This window comes from Pseudomonas fontis (assembly GCF_028656955.1).
GTDB lineage: Bacteria > Pseudomonadota > Gammaproteobacteria > Pseudomonadales > Pseudomonadaceae > Aquipseudomonas > Aquipseudomonas fontis.
In genome coordinates this window covers 1-17,181 of sequence record NZ_JAMDGY010000060.1, presented here as the reverse complement: position 1 = coordinate 17,181, position 17,181 = coordinate 1, and the positions used below count along the sequence as shown (strand labels likewise).

15 protein-coding genes and 2 tRNA genes are annotated in these 17,181 nt (G+C 60.2%); 8 read left to right on the top strand and 9 right to left on the bottom strand.

All coding sequences use genetic code 11. The annotated features are described in order from the left end of the window. Positions 1 to 74 precede the first annotated feature (74 nt). From ruvC to M5G11_RS18855, 6 genes are all read right to left on the bottom strand, one after another. Entirely contained in the window at positions 75 to 599 is a 525-nt protein-coding gene (gene ruvC, locus M5G11_RS18880; protein ID WP_273912166.1) for a crossover junction endodeoxyribonuclease RuvC, read from the bottom strand. Positions 600 to 716: 117 nt separating this feature from the next. After that, positions 717 to 1,463: a YebC/PmpR family DNA-binding transcriptional regulator gene (locus tag M5G11_RS18875; protein WP_273912165.1), complete on the bottom strand. Its 747-nt coding sequence runs from the start codon at positions 1,461 to 1,463 to the stop codon at positions 717 to 719. 102 nt (positions 1,464 to 1,565) lie between these two features. After that, positions 1,566 to 3,341, bottom strand: a complete 1,776-nt coding sequence (gene aspS / locus M5G11_RS18870; RefSeq protein ID WP_273912164.1) for an aspartate--tRNA ligase — start codon at positions 3,339 to 3,341, stop codon at positions 1,566 to 1,568. A 95-nt stretch (positions 3,342 to 3,436) separates the two neighbouring features. Then, complete coding sequence (locus M5G11_RS18865; RefSeq protein ID WP_273912163.1) at positions 3,437 to 3,658, bottom strand: FmdB family zinc ribbon protein; 222 nt, start codon at positions 3,656 to 3,658, stop codon at positions 3,437 to 3,439. Between the two features lie 111 nt (positions 3,659 to 3,769). Further along, entirely contained in the window at positions 3,770 to 4,099 is a 330-nt protein-coding gene (locus M5G11_RS18860; RefSeq protein ID WP_273912162.1) for a ribbon-helix-helix domain-containing protein, read from the bottom strand. A gap of 233 nt (positions 4,100 to 4,332) precedes the next feature. Continuing rightward, the gene (locus tag M5G11_RS18855) at positions 4,333 to 4,800 is read right to left on the bottom strand and encodes a Dps family protein (protein ID WP_273912161.1); all 468 of its coding nucleotides are present in this window, start codon (positions 4,798 to 4,800) and stop codon (positions 4,333 to 4,335) included. 311 nt (positions 4,801 to 5,111) lie between these two features. On the opposite strand from M5G11_RS18855, the gene M5G11_RS18850 reads away from it, so the two are divergent. Beyond that, a complete protein-coding gene (locus M5G11_RS18850) occupies positions 5,112 to 5,702 on the top strand; it encodes a cold-shock protein (RefSeq protein WP_273912160.1) in 591 nt (196 codons plus the stop codon). Between the two features lie 59 nt (positions 5,703 to 5,761). Here the strand turns inward: M5G11_RS18850 and M5G11_RS18845 are convergent, their stop codons facing one another. Next, positions 5,762 to 5,968 (bottom strand): SlyX family protein, encoded by a 207-nt coding sequence (locus M5G11_RS18845; protein ID WP_273912159.1) that lies wholly within the window; start codon positions 5,966 to 5,968, stop codon positions 5,762 to 5,764. Continuing rightward, positions 5,965 to 6,396, bottom strand: a complete 432-nt coding sequence (locus tag M5G11_RS18840) for an HIT family protein (protein ID WP_273912158.1) — start codon at positions 6,394 to 6,396, stop codon at positions 5,965 to 5,967. Before M5G11_RS18840 ends, M5G11_RS18845 begins: the two co-directional genes overlap by 4 nt. Before the next feature lie 799 nt (positions 6,397 to 7,195). Here M5G11_RS18840 and M5G11_RS18835 point away from each other — a divergent pair. From M5G11_RS18835 to M5G11_RS18825, 3 genes are all read left to right on the top strand, one after another. Further along, positions 7,196 to 8,503: an OprD family porin gene (locus M5G11_RS18835; protein ID WP_273912157.1), complete on the top strand. Its 1,308-nt coding sequence runs from the start codon at positions 7,196 to 7,198 to the stop codon at positions 8,501 to 8,503. Positions 8,504 to 8,670: 167 nt separating this feature from the next. Continuing rightward, a complete protein-coding gene (locus M5G11_RS18830) occupies positions 8,671 to 10,386 on the top strand; it encodes a proline--tRNA ligase (RefSeq protein WP_273912156.1) in 1,716 nt (571 codons plus the stop codon). 20 nt (positions 10,387 to 10,406) lie between these two features. After that, positions 10,407 to 11,360 carry a YceB family lipoprotein gene (locus M5G11_RS18825; protein ID WP_273912155.1) on the top strand — a complete coding sequence of 318 codons (954 nt, stop codon included), beginning with the start codon at positions 10,407 to 10,409 and terminating at the stop codon, positions 11,358 to 11,360. A gap of 76 nt (positions 11,361 to 11,436) precedes the next feature. Here M5G11_RS18825 and dinB read toward each other — a convergent pair whose 3' ends face one another. Next, the gene (dinB, locus tag M5G11_RS18820; RefSeq protein ID WP_273912154.1) at positions 11,437 to 12,498 is read right to left on the bottom strand and encodes a DNA polymerase IV; all 1,062 of its coding nucleotides are present in this window, start codon (positions 12,496 to 12,498) and stop codon (positions 11,437 to 11,439) included. A gap of 210 nt (positions 12,499 to 12,708) precedes the next feature. On the opposite strand from dinB, the gene M5G11_RS18815 reads away from it, so the two are divergent. The 4 genes from M5G11_RS18815 (at position 12,709) to M5G11_RS18800 (ending at position 17,132) form a co-directional block, all read left to right on the top strand. Then, positions 12,709 to 12,785 (top strand) — tRNA-Met (locus M5G11_RS18815). Positions 12,786 to 12,903: 118 nt separating this feature from the next. Continuing rightward, positions 12,904 to 12,980 (top strand) — tRNA-Met (locus tag M5G11_RS18810). Between the two features lie 214 nt (positions 12,981 to 13,194). Then, positions 13,195 to 15,837 carry a bifunctional lysylphosphatidylglycerol flippase/synthetase MprF gene (gene mprF / locus M5G11_RS18805; RefSeq protein ID WP_273912153.1) on the top strand — a complete coding sequence of 881 codons (2,643 nt, stop codon included), beginning with the start codon at positions 13,195 to 13,197 and terminating at the stop codon, positions 15,835 to 15,837. Beyond that, the gene (locus M5G11_RS18800; protein ID WP_273912152.1) at positions 15,837 to 17,132 is read left to right on the top strand and encodes a virulence factor family protein; all 1,296 of its coding nucleotides are present in this window, start codon (positions 15,837 to 15,839) and stop codon (positions 17,130 to 17,132) included. Before mprF ends, M5G11_RS18800 begins: the two co-directional genes overlap by 1 nt. Positions 17,133 to 17,181 lie beyond the last annotated feature (49 nt).

Genomic DNA, 17,181 nt, shown 5'->3' with positions numbered 1-17,181 from the left:
ATGCGCGCCGAACAGGTGCGCCATGATTGCAGGCCGGCAAATACCGGCAAGTGGAAAATTGTGAGCCGATGCTATCAGAGTCGCAGGCGACCGCTACGACTGCGTGCCGCACCCAGGCCATGCGGCACCAGGCTTGAGCGGGTATGGGCATGGCACAAGGCGATAGCCAGGGCATCAGAGGCGTCGATTTGCGGTTTTTGCGTCAATTTGAGCAGGTGCATCACCATCTGTTGCACCTGCTCCTTGTTCGCCCCACCCGTACCGGCAACCGCCTGCTTGACCTGGGTAGCGCTGTATTCGGCGATTTCCAGGCCCTCTTCGGCGGCCGCGACAATCGCCGCACCGCGTGCCTGGCCCAGTTTGAGCGCCGAATCGGCATTGCGTGCCATGAACACCCGCTCGATGCCCATGGTGACCGGGCCATGCTGCTGGATGATTTCGCGCACACCGCGATAAACAATGTGCAGCCGTTCATGCAGCTCACCGCTACCAGTGCGGATACAGCCAGAAGCCACGTACTCGCAACCCCGCCCGGTGTGACGCACCACACCGTAGCCGGTAATGCGCGAGCCGGGGTCGATACCAAGAATCAGAGTCATAACGCCTGCGCGAATAGAGGCGCACGGAATGCGCCACAACAAAGACAGAAGCCGGAGCCCTCACAAGGTGCTGGCACCTGATGATGGATCCGGCCTCGAAACAGCCTGGGGTCTACCTTAGCCGAGATTTTCCATGACTTCGTCAGGAATTTCCGCGTTGGAGTAGACGTTTTGTACATCGTCCAGGTCTTCAAGCATATCGATCAGCTTGAGCACCTTCTGCGCGCCGTCCAGGTCCAGTTCGGCACTGGTGGTCGGTTGCATGACGATTTCGGCATCTGCCGCCTTGAAGCCCGCCTCTTCCAGCGCATTGCGCACGGCATAGAAGCTGGAGAAGGAGGTGAACACGTCAAACGAGCCATCTTCGTTGCTGACCACATCATCGGCATCGGCCTCCATGGCCGCCTCCATCAAGGCGTCCTCGTCGACACCCGGGGCAAAGTTGATCTGCCCCTTGCGCTCGAACAGGTAGGCAACCGAGCCGTCGGTGCCGAGGTTGCCGCCGCATTTGCTGAACGCATGGCGAACGGCTGCCGCGGTACGGTTGCGGTTGTCGGTCATGGCCTCGACCATGATCGCCACACCACCCGGACCGTAGCCCTCGTAGCTGAGCTCCTCGACGTTGTCCGCCTCGGTTGCGCCAGCACCGCGAGCGACAGCCCGGTCGATGATGTCGCGGCTCATGTTGGCAGCCAAAGCCTTGTCCAGTGCCAGGCGCAGACGTGGGTTGGAGCTAGGATCACCACCGCCCTGCTTGGCGGCGACGGTCAGCTCACGAATCCACTTGGTGAAGATCTTGCCTCTCTTGGCATCCTGGCGCTCTTTGCGGTGCTTGATGTTCGCCCACTTGGAATGACCCGCCATAACACAACTCCGAATTCTGCTTGAATCACGTACTTACCTGCCCGGGGCAGGTTCCTGCCGGCTTAACGCAAGAGCGCATCCGAAGATGCGCCCCTGGCTGCCTTATTCTGCTTTCTGCGTTTCGCGCAGGCGAATGTGCAGTTCGCGCAAGGCCTTGGCGTCGACCAGGCCAGGTGCCTGGGTCATGACGCACGCGGCGCTCTGGGTTTTCGGGAAGGCAATCACTTCACGAATCGACTGGGCACCGGTCATCAGCATGACCAGGCGGTCCAGACCGAAGGCCAGGCCACCGTGCGGCGGTGCACCGAACTTCAGCGCGTCGAGCAGGAAGCCGAACTTCTCTTCCTGTTCTGCCGCTTCGATGCCCAGCAGACGGAACACCGCCTGTTGCATCTCTTTACGGTGGATACGGATCGAACCGCCACCCAGCTCGGTGCCGTTCAGGACCATGTCGTAAGCGCGCGACAGGGCAGTGGCAGGGTTGGCCTCAAGCTCCTCCGGGCTGCACTTCGGTGCAGTGAACGGGTGGTGCAAGGCGCTGAAGCTGCCGTCGTCGTTCTCGTCGAACATCGGGAAGTCGACGACCCACATTGGCGCCCATTCGCAGGTGTGCAGGCTGAAGTCGTTGCCGACCTTGATGCGCAGGGCGCCCAGGGCTTCGCTGACGATCTTCGCCTTGTCGGCGCCGAAGAACACGATGTCGCCATCGACCGCACCGACGCGATCAAGGATCACGTTCAGGTTGGCCTCAGGGATGTTCTTGACGATTGGCGACTGCAGGCCTTCGACGCCTTTGGCGCGCTCGTTGACCTTGATGTAGGCCAGGCCCTTGGCACCGTAGATGCCGACGAACTTGGTGTACTCGTCGATGCGGCTGCGCGGCATGCTCGCGCCACCAGGGACGCGCAGGGCTGCTACGCGGCTCTTCGGATCGTTGGCCGGACCGCTGAAGACCTTGAACTCGACGTCTTTGAGTTGATCGGCAACGTCGACCAGTTCCAGCGGGTTGCGCAGGTCTGGCTTGTCGGAACCGTAGCGGCGCATGGCTTCTTCGAAGGTCATGTGCGGGAATTCACCGAACTCCAGGTCCAGGACTTCCTTGAACAGCTTGCGGATCATGCTTTCGGTCAGGCCCATGATATCGGACTCGTCCAGGAAGCTGGTCTCGATGTCGATCTGGGTGAACTCTGGCTGACGGTCAGCGCGCAGGTCTTCGTCACGGAAGCACTTGGCGATCTGGTAGTAGCGGTCGAAGCCAGCCACCATCAGCAGCTGCTTGAACAGCTGAGGCGATTGCGGCAGGGCGAAGAAGCTACCGGCGTGGGTACGGCTCGGCACCAGATAGTCACGCGCACCTTCTGGGGTAGCACGGGTCAGGATCGGCGTTTCGACGTCGAGGAAGCCGTTTTCGTCGAGGAAGCGCCGGATGCTGGTGGTGATGCGCGAACGCAGACGCAGCTTCTCGGCCATTTCTGGACGACGCAGGTCGATGAAGCGATAGCGCAGGCGGGTTTCTTCACCCACGTCCGAGTATTCGTTGAGTGGGAACGGCGGGGTTTCCGCTTCGTTCAGCACTTCGAGCTCGTAGCCCAGCACTTCGATGGCACCAGAGGCCATGTTCGGGTTGACCGCACCGGCCGGACGAGGACGCACCTTGCCAGTGAGCTTGACCACATACTCGCTGCGCACACGGTCAGCCGCAGCGAAGCTGTCGGCGCGATCCGGGTCGAAAACGACCTGAGCCATGCCTTCGCGGTCACGGATGTCGAGGAAGATCACCCCGCCGTGGTCGCGACGACGGTGGACCCAGCCGCAAAGGGTAATTTCCTGACCTTCCAGGCTCTCGTTCAGTTGGCCGCAATAGTGGCTGCGCATCATGATGGTGGTTTCGCTTCTCGTCTATTCGGATGTTCGGTCAAGGCCTTGACGGCCCAAAGGGTCCAGTGTGCAGGACCCTGACGGTTCAGTTCAACTCAGTCGGCCTTGTCGCCGCCTGCAAGATTCTTTTTCGTGCCGGTTTTGAAGTCGGTTTCATACCAGCCATTGCCACTCAGGCGAAAGCCCGGGGCCGACAGGACCTTATTCAGTGCCGGCGCCTGGCAGGCCGGGCAGTCCGTCAGCGGCGCCGCACTCATCTTCTGGAGGACTTCCATCTGGTGATTGCAGGAAGCGCATTGATAGTCATACAGGGGCATGAAGGTATCTCGTCGATCTCTGCGCGGACCGCGCCACGCAGCAAAAAGCGGGATTATATATGGTTCACCGGGGCTGTGCAGCCCGGCAACGCCACCCATCCGCCGAACAGTCTAGACCGTCGCCCCGCGCTCAAGCAGATAAACCACGCAGATCACCCGCACCAGGCCGCTGAAGTTCTTCACCCCGCCGTGACGCAGGTGCACCTGGCGGTCGACATGCGACAGCACGGCATTGACCGTGCATTGGTTCGCCAAGGCGATGCGTTCAAGGATCTTCCAGTACACCGCTTCCAGACGCAAGCAGGTTGCAAAGCCGTTGAGCCGCACCGAACGAGACAAGGGGTGGGCAAGCCCCATGTCGAAGTCGGCCTCAAACGGATCAATTGCCGTCCGTTGAGGTTCACCCGCGACCCGGGCCCATCGATTCCCTAACTGAGGCATAGCTTCACCACGCTTTGACTGACCGGAACACCAACACATCCGCTGTGCTGTACAAGTACCTGCCACTAAAGCGCTGATCCGCCTGCCGTCACCAGCAGACGGCCGGCATGGAAGTTGTAGGAATAGCGCAAAAAGAACGGGATTTTAAAAACGCCGAGAACACTTTCCATTGCGCTTGAAACAACAAAGCCGGGGGCCTTTCGGCACCCGGCTTATGTTGTCACGTGGGGAAATCAGCTCAGCAGCGAGCGCAGCATCCACGCGGTCTTTTCATGTACTTGCATGCGCTGGGTGAGCAAGTCGGCGGTCGGCTCGTCGCTGACCTTGTCGAGCAGCGGGAACAGGCTGCGTGCGGTACGCGTGACCGCTTCCTGGCCCTCGACCAGCAACTGGATCATCGCCTCGGCAGACGGCACGCCTTCGGTTTCCTTGATCGAGGAACGCCTGGCGTACTCGGCATAAGTTCCAGGTGCCGGAAAGCCCAGCGCGCGAATACGCTCGGCAATCGAATCCACCGCCAGGGCCAATTCGTTGTATTGCTCTTCGAACATCAGGTGCAGGGTGCGGAACATCGGGCCGGTGACGTTCCAGTGAAAGTTATGGGTCTTCAGATACAGAACATAGGTATCCGCGAGCAAATTCGACAAGCCATCGGCAATGGACTTGCGATCATCTTCGCTGATACCGATATCAATTGCCATATACAGTCCTTCCTATGATGTTTGTTCAACATGTCAGACCCGTCCACTGTAGCAAGAGTTGGCGCCTGCTGCAGCCTTGCTGCCCGGCGCTGCCTGCGACACAGCGCAGCACCCTGCCGACCGGGCGACGGGCTGATTTGAGATACCCCGGCCTTTGCGGTTAAATAGACAGTGTGTCGGCATTGCCAATTTATTTCAGGGCAATGACGCATAGGCTGATTCCCCCACGCTTTTGTGCTTTTTGTGTATCCGTGCGCCGTGGGCTCAGCTCTTCCCGTGATCCGCTCAAATAAAATGTGAGTCAAACCACCATGTTCAAGATCGTCCACTTGTTAACGGGCGTGGCAGCCTTGCTGCTTTGCGTCCTCCCGAGCCTGAGAACCGCCGAGGTTCCCTTCCTGCAGCAACCGGATGCCATTTACCTGGCACTGTTCGGCCTGCTCAACCTGATCCTGGCCCCCGTTGTGCCGCTGTACTACAAAGGCCTGCGCCAATACCTGCAAATCGGCGCAAACGCCCTGCTGGTCATCGCGGTTGCACTGCAAGCCGTGACCCTGCTGGCCCGCCCGGAACTGGGCACCCTGCCCGCCCTGGCCTGCGCCCTGCTCGCCACCCTGCTGCACCTGGCTGCCGCCTTCAGCAGACCAGTACGGGCACGCAGCAACGCCGCACCGACCTACGACATGAGCAACCGCGATACCGGTACCGTGAAGTGGTTCAACACCTCCAAAGGGTTCGGCTTCATCTCCCGCGACTCCGGTGACGACATCTTCGTGCACTTTCGTGCCATCCGTGGTGAAGGCCACCGGGTACTGGTCGAAGGCCAGCGCGTCGAGTTCTCGGTCATGAATCGCGACAAGGGCCTGCAAGCCGAAGACGTGATCGCTGCGCCTCGCCGCTGATCCACGCATAAAAAAACCGCGACGGCATCACTGCCTGTCGCGGTTTTTTTACGCTTCTATTAATAGTGCGGCGGTGGCGCTTCTTCTTCACTGGCACCGAACTGCCCGACCATCTCTTCATAGCGCTTGAGCAAAGCTGACATTTGCAACTGCAGGCGTTCTACCTGCTGTTGCTGTTTGACCAGCACATCGTTCAGCGCCTGAATCGTGTCATCCTGGAATACCAGGCGTGTTTCCAGTTCAGTGACGCGGTCTTCAAGATTCATTGCTCACGCCCCACAGGCTTGAACTCATTACCCAACACCGACTCGACGGTATTGCGAATCACTGCTATTTGCTCAGCCGAATATTCGATAGCAGGCTTATTACCCCACACCGGCGCCGGCCATGCAACATCATCCTTGCGCCGAACAATCACATGCATATGCAGCTGACTGACCACATTACCCAAGGTCGCGACATTCATCTTGTCCGCCGCAAAACTGCGCTTGAGCACTTCAGCCAGGGCCGAAGTTTCTTTCCACAGCTGCAACTGATCAGTGTCATCAAGTTGAAACACTTCACTGATATCCGCGCGGCGCGGGACAAGAATGAACCAGGGATAGTTGGCATCCTTGCTCAGCAACAAACGACACAGGGGAAAGTCCCCTAACGGATAAGTGTCCTGTTCAAGGCGTTGATCCAAAGCAAACACTGGGCATTCTCCTCACACCATCGATTGATACTCACCAAGGGCGAGCCAGGCACGCAGGATACCCTGATCAGCAGCGGCCGACACCGCCAGACACCCGGAAAATGGGGTGATGCCCCCATTTGGCGCAGCACCAGGCCGGAAAATGCCCACAAAGAATCGTAGGCATCCTCCTACAGAAGTAACCAAACGCTACTTTTCGCACCAAAATAGCGCCGAACGACCCGCTTCGGCGCAACCCGTATCCGCAAACTACCCACCGCAACCTGAAAACGGTAACGCTTTGACTCCAAAGTCCGGATATAGGCTTATTCCGTCATACGCACTGCACCCGAACGTTTGGATCTTAGCCCCCAGTGTTTTCGGGGGTTCGCCGGCTTTCGAACGAAGAAATGTGAAAATTTCATTTTTTGACCCGCGTTTGAGCACGCTTGTTGCATTCTCAGCTGCCAACGTCGGCATGGCACCTGCATAAGCAAGTGGTGTGCGACAAATAACAACAGCTGCACGGGTAACCAGGGAGTTTTGGCATCAAGGACTTAGCGTTTTTTTACCTATCCTTATGCCATCTAAAACAGCGCTGGAGTTGTACGACCCGCTATGCTCGGGGCGTGATTTGCGACAGGGACATAACTGTTTGCGACGGGACCGTAAAGTTACTGAAAGGTTCGTTTCGCAAGTATCGCCAACAAGAGTAAGCGTGATATACATTCCGCCGACTCAAACAAGAAAGAGCCACTCCGATAAAAAAACCAACGGGGCATGGCAGTAATCTTCCTAAAAACCAAAGGAGCAAATCACGATGCGCGTGATGAAGTGGAGCATGATCGCCTTGGCCGTAGCGGCCGGCACCTCGCAGATGGCAATAGCATCCGAACAATCCGAATCCAAAGGCTTTGTTGAAGACAGCACCTTCAAAATCTTCAACCGTGCGTTGTACATGAACCGTGATGCACGCAACGGTGCAGCTTTCAACAACACGAAAGCCGGTCTGCGCAATTCCTACTTCGAAGAGTTCGGCCTCGGCACCCGACTGCTGTTCTCCTCGGGCTTCACTGAGGGCACCGTTGGTTTCGGCGTTGACGCCCATACCTTGAGCAGCACCAAGCTGGACAGCGGCCGTGGCCGTACCCGTGGTGCGGACCAGTTCGCCACCAACAGCGAAGGTCGTCCAGAAGACACCCAGTCCGAAATGGGCGGCGCGATCAAGCTGCGTCTGTCCAACACCGTACTGAAGTACGGTAACCAGATGACCAGCAGCCCGGTCTTCGCTACCGACGACAGCCGCATCCTGCCGGAAGTTGCCACGGGTACCCTGATCACCAGCAACGAAATCGAAGGCCTGGAGCTGAGCGCTGGTCGCTTCACCGCGATGAACAGCCAAGTGCAGACCGGTCGTGACAGCCTGACTCAAAGCGGCGAGTCCCTGAAGTCGGCCAACATTGCCGGCGCCAGCTACAAGTTCAGCGAGAACCTGAGCGCAGCGATCCACGCTTCCGACGTTGAAGACTTCTGGAAGAAGCAATACGTCAACGTCAACTGGGCACTGCCTCTGTCGGACGAGCAAGGTCTGGTGTTCGACTTCAACGCCTACCGCAGCAAAGACGACGGCAAGAAGCTGGCCGGCGACCTGGACAACAAAGTGTGGAGCCTTTCGGCTGCCTACACCCTGGGCGCACACACCTTCACCCTGGGCCACCAGCGCTCCACTGGCCCTACCGGCTACAACTACGGCATCGACGGCGGCGGCACGGTATTCCTTGCCAACTCCGTACAGATCTCCGACTTCGTCGGCCCGAACGAGCGCTCCTGGCAGGGTCGCTACGACCTGAACATGGCGTCCTACGGTGTTCCAGGCCTGAGCTTCATGACTCGTTACATCACCGGCGACAACATTCAGCTGAGAGATGACGAAGGCGGCAACAAAGAAGGCAAGGAACACGAATGGAACGTCGAGGCCAAGTACGTGCTGCAGGAAGGCCCGGCCAAGGATCTGTCGTTCCGTGTTCGTCACTCGATCAACCGTGCCAACTCGGTTGAGAACGCTGCGAACTACAACGACTTCACCGACACCCGTCTGATCGTCGAGTACCCGCTGAGCATCCTGTAAGCCCTTCGGCTCACAGCATCCCAGCATGAAAAAGCCCGGCATTGCCGGGCTTTTTCCTTTCCGGTGATCCACTTACCGCAGTTTCAGCCGTTGCCATCCTATACGTCGCCGAATCGCCCCCGTACAATGCGGGGTCATTTCTGTTAAGCAACCGACAACGGCCTACCATGCGCACCAGTCAATATTTGCTCGCCACACAAAAAGAAACCCCGTCCGACGCGGTCGTCATCAGCCACCAGCTCATGCTGCGTGCCGGCATGATCCGCAAGCTTGCCTCCGGCCTGTACACCTGGCTGCCGATGGGCCTGCGAGTGATGCGCAAGGTCGAAGCCGTGGTACGCGAGGAAATGAACGCTGCTGGCGCCCTGGAAGTGCTGATGCCGGCCATCCAGCCCGCTGAACTGTGGCAGGAATCCGGTCGCTGGGAACAATACGGCCCCGAGTTGCTGCGCCTGAAGGACCGTCACGGTCGCGAGTTCTGCGTTGGCCCGACCCACGAAGAAGTCATCACCGACCTCGCCCGCAACGAGCTGAGCAGCTATAAACAGTTGCCGCTGAACATGTACCAGATCCAGACCAAGTTCCGTGACGAGATTCGTCCGCGCTTCGGCCTGATGCGTGGTCGCGAATTCATCATGAAGGACGCCTACTCCTTCCACGCCGACCAGGCGTCGCTGCAGGTCACCTATGACCGCATGCACCAGGCGTACTGCAACATCTTCAGCCGCCTGGGCCTGGACTTCCGCCCAGTGCAAGCCGACACCGGCTCGATCGGTGGCAGCTACTCCCACGAATTCCACGTGCTGGCCCAGTCCGGTGAAGACGATGTGATCTTCAGCGACAGCTCCGACTACGCCGCCAACATCGAGAAGGCCGAGGCGATCCCACGCGAAACCGTGCGCCCAGCCCCAAGCGAAGCGCTGCGCCTGGTCGACACGCCGGACGCCAAGACCATCGAGCAACTGGTCAACAACTACAACCTGGCGATCGAAAAGACCGTCAAGACCCTGATCGTGCACGCCGCCGAAGAGGGCAAGCTGATTGCCCTGGTAGTCCGTGGCGACCACGAGCTGAACGAAATCAAGGCCGCCAACCTGCCACAGGTTGCCAGCCCTCTGGTCATGGCCAGCGACGCCGAACTGCGTGACGCCATCGGCGCCGGCGCCGGCTCCCTGGGCCCGCTGAACCTGCCGCTGCCATGCATCATCGACCGTTCGGTCGCCCTGATGAGCGACTTCGGCATCGGCGCCAACGTCGACGACAAGCACTACTTCGGCGTGAACTGGGAGCGCGACCTGCCCGTACCGGAAATCGCCGACCTGCGTAACGTGGTTGCTGGCGACCCAAGCCCGGACGGCAAAGGCACCCTGCTGATCAAGCGCGGTATCGAAGTCGGCCATATCTTCCAGCTCGGCACCAAGTACAGCGAAGCGTTGAAGTGCCAGGTACTGGGAGAGAACGGCAAGCCGGTCATCCTGGCCATGGGTTGCTACGGTATCGGTGTATCCCGCGTGGTCGCAGCTGCCATCGAACAGAACTTCGATGACAAGGGCATCATTTGGAGCGACACCCTGGCGCCGTTCCAGATCGCCCTGGTACCGCTGCGCTATGAAACCGCAGAAGTGCGCGAGGCTACCGACAAGCTGTACGCCGAACTGACTGCCGCCGGCTTTGAAGTCCTGCTGGACGATCGCGACAAGAAGACCAGCCCGGGCATCAAGTTCGCCGACATGGAGCTGATCGGCATCCCGCACCGCATCGTCGTCAGCGACCGTGGTCTGGCCGATGGCAACCTGGAATACAAGCACCGTACCGAAAGCGAGGCCCAGGCCTTGCCGGTGGCCGAAGTGCTGTCGTTCCTGCAAGCCCGTATTCGTCGCTGATAGCCAAAACAAGAGTAATCATGTTCAAGCGAAGTACCTTTACCTTCGGGGGCGCCGCCTTGTGCGGCGCCCTGTTCCTCAGCGGCTGCGCCAACCAGATGTCCCAGCGCAGCGAGCATGAGGAACGTATCGAGCGCAAGTTGCTCGAACACAGCCTGCAGATCGATATCGGAGATCCCAAGGTACTCGAGCTGCCGCAACGCCGTGTGCGCATTCATGAGCAAAAGCACTTCGAAGTCACCGAATTCGAGGTGACCCGCCACTATGACCGCTACACGCCGTACCAAGCCTGGCGGGAGATCTACGAGATCCCGCTGGGTGCGGTCGCCGTGGTGGCTGGTGCCGGCGCCAACGTGGTCAACGTGTTTGCCCTGGGCAATCTGCCCGACAGCGTGACCCACGACTGGTTGAGCTATGGTTTCGCCGGCCTCAACCCGTTCATGAACGTGCAGTCCAACGGCCGCTCCCAGCAGAACCTGGCAGGCATCGACGAAGTACAGAAGGAAAAACGCCAGGAATACACCAGCGTGCCGTGGAGCGAGCGACTCGTGGAGGTCAAGGCTGGCAAGACCACCCACGAGCTGACCACTGACCGCAATGGCGTGCTGCGCCTGAACCTGCTAGACAGCCCGTTCAGCGAACAGAACCTGACCCATGTCGGAACCCTGCACCTGGCAGTGACCGACGAGGACAACAATGTTCGCGCGGACGACAGCCTGCTGATCAGCCCTACCCTGCGCGGCAAGCTGGTTGAAGCACACGAGCTGATTTACGAGGACCTGGAAGACGACGAGGTGAGCCAATGGGTACACCGCGTCAAACGCCTGTCCGAACTGGGCCTTGAAGAAGAAGCCAGCGAACTGGAGCAGAGCCTGATCGAGCTGACCCGCAATGATCCGGAGCTGCAACAGGAGTTTCTCAAGTCGCTGACCAAGGATGCCGGCCGCCTGGTCGCTGACCCTGGCGCACAGTAAAAGCATCGCGGGACCAGCCCGCTCCCACAGAAACACCTGTGGGAGCGGGCTGGTCCCGCGATGAACTTACCTCGTTTTACTGCCCAAACAGCTCCAGTTGTTCATGGGCACCTCGCAGATCCTGCAAGCGCACGCCAATCCCCAGCAACCTGACCGGCTTGCCGCCACGCGCGAATGCCTGGCTCAGCAACAGCTGATAGCTGCCCAGGTCACGCCCCGCCCCCGCCTGCTCCAGGGTGGTCTGGCTGAAATCATGGAACTTGACCTTCACAAACGGCTTACCGGGCCGGTAGCTACTATCTATACGCGACATGCGCTGGGCTAGCGTCTCCAGCAATTCCGGCAATTTCTCCAAGCAGCTGGCCAAGTCTGGCAGATCGGTATCGTAGGTATTTTCGACACTCACCGACTGACGCCGGCTGTCATTGTGCACCGCACGCTCATCAATACCCCGCGCCAGCCCCCACAAGCGTTCACCAAAACTGCCGAAATCGCGAACCAGCGCCAGCCGGTCCCACTCGCGCAGGTCCAGGCAATTGACGATACCCAGCCGGTGCAGCTTGTCTGCCGTGACCTTGCCGACACCGTGCAGCTTGCTGACTGGCAACACAGCAACAAAATCCTCGACTTCAGGCGGGGTGATGACGAACAAACCGTTGGGCTTGCGCCAATCACTGGCGATCTTGGCAAGGAACTTGTTGGGTGCGACACCAGCCGAGACAGTGATGTGCAGCTTCTGCGAGACACGCCGACGAATCTCCTCGGCTATCCGCGTTGCACTGCCGGAACAACGCGGGCTATCGGAGACATCCAGGTAGGCCTCATCCAGCGACAGCGGCTCGATCAACTCGGTGTATTCGCGAAAGATGTTGTGGATCTCCCGCGAGGCTTCTTTATAGGCATCCATGCGCGGCTTGACGATCAGCAGGTCTGGGCACAGTTTCAACGCGTGTCGAGAGGACATGGCTGAACGCACACCAAATGCCCGTGCTTCATAGTTACAGGTAGCAATCACCCCGCGACGTTCGGCAGAACCGCCCACCGCCAGTGGGCGACCCGCCAGGCGCGGGTCGTCGCGCATCTCGATGGCGGCGTAGAAACAATCACAGTCGATGTGGATGATCTTGCGTTGGGACATGGCTGACGGCATGCACTGTAAATTCATACAGATAGTATCTCACTCGGCGTTCATCACCGCATCCCACCCCGCACAGGGCATATTGGCCCTGCAAGCCACGCCGCAGCGGGTCCCGCGCCACTCCAGGCAAGCTAAGCATTTGAACAAAAAGGATTTCTTGATTAAATAGGTTGACACACAGCGAGATTTCTATAGAATCCACCTCACAGACGCGGGATGGAGCAGTCTGGTAGCTCGTCGGGCTCATAACCCGAAGGTCGTCGGTTCAAATCCGGCTCCCGCAACCAAACAACAAAAAAGTGGCCTTTTTTGCATCTGACGGAAAGTCCGTCAGTAGGAATTTCTTGAAAATCAATAATTAAGGATTGACAGCATCGCTCAACGCTGTAGAATCCGCCACACAGACGCGGGATGGAGCAGTCTGGTAGCTCGTCGGGCTCATAACCCGAAGGTCGTCGGTTCAAATCCGGCTCCCGCAACCAAACAACAGAAAAGGCCACTTTGAAAAAAGTGGCCTTTTTTGCGTCTGGAACAAAGCCCTCCCCCTCGCCGCTCGGCAATGTGAAACAACTTTAACTATCCTGATGGCACGGATTCGCCTGATCGCGCGTAATATTCAGGCACTATTTTTTCCATAGGGATTGGTAACTTGGCCGGATACTTTCATCCAGTCGCGCACAATCCACGAGGTGATTGATGCGCCCACAGATTCCTGAAGCCGAAGCCCCTGTCACGGCGGCGCAGCCCATTGCTGCGCACCGCCTGCGCTGGCTTGAACTGTTAAGCAAATACAAGCAACCCATTGGCCTGGCCGTCACGCTGCTGTTGTTCTGCGTGGCACTGATCGCCTGTCGCCACCTGCTCAGCGAACTGGACATCTACGCCCTGCACGAGTCGATGCTGAGCGTGCCCAAGCCTGCATTGGCCGGAGCCTTCCTGGCGACCATCGCCGGCTTCGTCGTGCTACTCGGTTACGAGTGGTCCGCCAGTCGCTATGCGGGGGTGAAGCTGCCTGCGCCGACACTGGTAATGGGCGGCTTCTGCGCCTTTGCCATCGGCAATGCCATTGGCCTGTCGCTGCTGTCCGGTGGTTCGGTACGTTACCGCCTCTATGCACGACACGGCATTGGCGCCGGCGAAGTCGCGCGCATGACCCTGTTTGCCAGCCTGTCCCTGGGCTGCGCACTGCCGCCGCTGGCCGCACTGGCCACCTTGAGCAACTTGCCTGCAGCCTCGGCAGCACTGCGCATGCCCAGCGGTCTGCTTGCGGGTATTTCCATTGCCGTACTCGGACTGTGCCTGGCATTGGTCTACGGCCTGTACCGTCGCCGCTTGCCTGAGCAGCCGATCACCGACAACCTGCTGACCCAGATCGGCCGGCGCACCCTGCGCCTGCCGGGCGCGCGCCTGACACTGCTGCAACTGGTGATTACTGCGCTCGACGTTTCCGCTGCCGCTACGGTTCTTTATCTGCTGCTGCCTGAAGCCCCACCGTTTGGCGCCTTCCTGCTGGTCTACCTGCTGGCACTCGCCGCCGGTGTCCTGAGCCACGTGCCTGGCGGTGTCGGTGTATTCGAAGCCATCCTGCTCGCTGCATTCGCCAATCAGCTGGGGGCTGCACCCCTGGCTGCCGCCTTGCTGCTGTATCGCCTGATCTATGTAGTACTGCCGTTGCTAGTGGCCTGTGTGGTGCTGCTGGCCAGCGAAGCGCGGCGCTTCCTGTTTGCCCAGCAGGCCATCAAGGTGGCTTCGGGGCTGGCTGCGCCGGTACTGGCCGTGCTGGTGTTTCTCTCTGGCGTGGTGTTGCTGTTTTCCGGCGCCACCCCGGAGATCGATGAACGCCTGCAACACCTGGGCTTCCTGATCCCGCACCGCCTGATCGACGCCTCGCACTTCGGCGCCAGCCTGATCGGCGTACTCTGCCTGCTGCTGGCCCAGGGCCTGCGCCGTCGCCTGTCGGCCGCATGGATGCTCACCACTGTGTTTCTGTTGGTGGGCGCCCTGCTCTCTCTACTCAAGGGCTTCGACTGGGAAGAGGCCAGCCTGCTGACCCTGACCGCGTGCCTGCTGGCAGTATTCCGTCGCTCCTTCTATCGCCCCAGCCGCTTGCTGGAACTGCCGTTCTCACCGGTGTATCTGGTGGCCAGTGCCTGCGTGGTCGGCGCATCGGTGTGGCTGCTGCTGTTCGCCTACCAGGACGTTCCCTACAGCCACAAGCTGTGGTGGCAGTTCACCCTCGACGCCGACGCCCCGCGCGGCCTGCGCTCGGCCCTGGGCAGTGCAGTATTGCTGGTGATCGTCGCCCTGACCTGGCTGCTGCGCACGGCACGGCCGACCATCCATCTGCCAACGCCTGACGAACTGCAACGGGCCAACCGCATCCTGTTAACCTCCGACCAGCCTGACGGCGGCCTGGCCCTGACCGGTGACAAGGCGCTGCTGTTCCACCCGGACGAAGACGCGTTCCTCATGTACGCGCGCCGTGGCCGCAGCCTGGTAGCCCTGTATGACCCGATTGGCCCGGCGCAGCGTCGTGCCGAGATGATCTGGCAGTTCCGTGACCTGTGCGACATCCATCACGCCCGCCCGGTGTTCTACCAGGTACGCGCAGAGAACCTGCCGTTCTACATGGACATCGGCCTGACGGCGATCAAGCTGGGCGAAGAGGCCCGCGTCGATCTGCTTCGCTTCGACCTCGAAGCCAAGGGCAAGGAGATGAAAGACCTGCGCTACACCTGGAACCGTGGTGGTCGCGACGGCCTGAGCCTGGAGATCCACGAGCCGGGGCATGCCCCGCTGGATGAGCTGAAGGTGATCTCCGACGCCTGGTTGACCGGCAAGAACGTGCGCGAAAAAGGCTTCTCTCTGGGCCGATTCAGCGCAGACTATCTACAACACTTTCGCATTGCCCTGATCCGTTTCCAGGGCCAGCCGGTGGCCTTTGCCAACCTGCTCGAGACCCACAGCCGTGAACTGGCCAGCCTGGACCTGATGCGTGCGCACCCGGATGCGCCAAAGCTGACCATGGAATTCATGATGGTCGGCTTGATCCAACATTATAAGAACCAGGGCTACGCCCGTTTCAGCCTCGGCATGGTGCCCTTGTCGGGCCTGCAACCGCGTCGCGGTGCACCGCTGACCCAGCGCCTGGGTTCGATGGTGTTCCAGCGTGGTGAGCAGCTCTACAACTTCCAGGGCCTGCGCCGCTTCAAAGACAAGTTCCAGCCTGACTGGGAACCCCGTTACATGGCTGTGCCCGCAGGACTTGATCCGCTGGTGGCACTGGCCGACACTGCCGCCCTGATTGCAGGCGGCCTGACTGGATTGGTGAAACGCTGATGATTCGACGCTATGGGTTGTATGTACTGGCCGCCGTGCTGGCGGCCCTGCTGGCCGCAGCTGCGGCCTTCTGGCTGTGGACCCGGCCCGCGCCGCAAGCGCACCTGGAACGCATTACCCTGGCCGACGGCAGCAGCCTGGTGCGGGTAACCCCGGGCGAAAAGGCCAAGGCGCGCGTGGCGATTGCCGTGCCGCAAGACCAGCAACTGACCGACAAGCAACTGCTCGACCTGAGCCAGAGCGGTGAAGCGCAACTGGTGCAAGTGGTACTGCCACCTGCCGACTGCAACCTGCAACAGCAAGCGCTGCAGCAGACCCTGCAACAGTTGCAAGGCGCACCGACCCTGGTGGCCGGTATCGGCCCGGGCGCCAACCTCGCCTGGAGCTGGCTGGCCGGGCAAACCGACGACAAGGCCCTGGCCATCTCGGTTGACTTCAACCTGGAGCAGCCGGGCTGCACCGCTGCACTGCCCAAAGCGGCGGCCCATGGTCACTGGAACGTGGCCTGGAACGACAACCCGGACGACGCCAGCGCCGCCTTCGTACGCGACCAGGCGAATGCCGAGACCAGCATCAGTGACTACGACATTCACCTGCCGCAGGTACTCAAGGCACAGCTGACCCAGGCCCTGATCGGTGAAGACGGCAATGCCATGAGCATTCCGGTGGTAGAGGTGCCTGCCGGGCAAACCACGGACACCGTGACGCTGTTCCTCTCCGGTGATGGCGGCTGGCGTGACCTGGACCGCGATGTGGCGGGCGAAATGGCCAAGCTGGGCTATCCGGTGGTGGGCATCGACACCCTGCGCTACTACTGGCAGCACAAGACGCCGGAGCAGAGCGCAGTCGACCTCTCCGAGCTGATGCAGCACTACCGCCAGAAGTGGGGCACCAAGCGTTTCGTGCTGACCGGTTATTCGTTCGGCGCGGATGTGTTGCCGGCGATCTACAACCGCCTGCCGGAAGAAGACCAGAAACGCATTGATGCAGTGATTCTGCTGGCCTTCGCCCGCAGCGGCAGCTTCGAGATCGAAGTGGACGGCTGGCTCGGCAATGCGGGCAAGGAAGCGCCTACCGGGCCGGAAATGGCCAAGATGCCAGCCGCCAAGGTGGTGTGCATTTATGGTGAGGAAGAGACCGACGAGAGCGGCTGTACCGACCATACCGCCGTGGGCGAACGCCTGAAGCTGCCGGGCGGGCATCACTTCGACGAGAACTACCCGGCACTGGCCAAGCGCTTGATCACCGAAATCGAAGACCGCCAGGGCAAGACCAGCGTCGCCGAGCAGAACTGAGGCTGCGCGCCGCCTTTGGGAGCCCTTGAGGGCTCCAGCGCAGCCTCAC

What these genes read in the sequence shown, in the direction of transcription:
- M5G11_RS18830 (WP_273912156.1), top strand. Translation starts at nt 8,671, where the DNA reads ATGCGCACCAGTCAATATTTGCTCGCCACACAAAAAGAAACCCCGTCC.
- M5G11_RS18850 (WP_273912160.1), top strand. Translation starts at nt 5,112, where the DNA reads ATGTTCAAGATCGTCCACTTGTTAACGGGCGTGGCAGCCTTGCTGCTT.
- M5G11_RS18835 (WP_273912157.1), top strand. Translation starts at nt 7,196, where the DNA reads ATGCGCGTGATGAAGTGGAGCATGATCGCCTTGGCCGTAGCGGCCGGC.
- M5G11_RS18845 (WP_273912159.1), bottom strand. Translation starts at nt 5,968, where the DNA reads ATGAATCTTGAAGACCGCGTCACTGAACTGGAAACACGCCTGGTATTC.
- ruvC (WP_273912166.1), bottom strand. Translation starts at nt 599, where the DNA reads ATGACTCTGATTCTTGGTATCGACCCCGGCTCGCGCATTACCGGCTAC.
- M5G11_RS18875 (WP_273912165.1), bottom strand. Translation starts at nt 1,463, where the DNA reads ATGGCGGGTCATTCCAAGTGGGCGAACATCAAGCACCGCAAAGAGCGC.
- M5G11_RS18855 (WP_273912161.1), bottom strand. Translation starts at nt 4,800, where the DNA reads ATGGCAATTGATATCGGTATCAGCGAAGATGATCGCAAGTCCATTGCC.
- M5G11_RS18800 (WP_273912152.1), top strand. Translation starts at nt 15,837, where the DNA reads ATGATTCGACGCTATGGGTTGTATGTACTGGCCGCCGTGCTGGCGGCC.
- aspS (WP_273912164.1), bottom strand. Translation starts at nt 3,341, where the DNA reads ATGATGCGCAGCCACTATTGCGGCCAACTGAACGAGAGCCTGGAAGGT.
- dinB (WP_273912154.1), bottom strand. Translation starts at nt 12,498, where the DNA reads ATGTCCCAACGCAAGATCATCCACATCGACTGTGATTGTTTCTACGCC.
- M5G11_RS18825 (WP_273912155.1), top strand. Translation starts at nt 10,407, where the DNA reads ATGTTCAAGCGAAGTACCTTTACCTTCGGGGGCGCCGCCTTGTGCGGC.
- mprF (WP_273912153.1), top strand. Translation starts at nt 13,195, where the DNA reads ATGCGCCCACAGATTCCTGAAGCCGAAGCCCCTGTCACGGCGGCGCAG.
- M5G11_RS18865 (WP_273912163.1), bottom strand. Translation starts at nt 3,658, where the DNA reads ATGCCCCTGTATGACTATCAATGCGCTTCCTGCAATCACCAGATGGAA.
- M5G11_RS18860 (WP_273912162.1), bottom strand. Translation starts at nt 4,099, where the DNA reads ATGCCTCAGTTAGGGAATCGATGGGCCCGGGTCGCGGGTGAACCTCAA.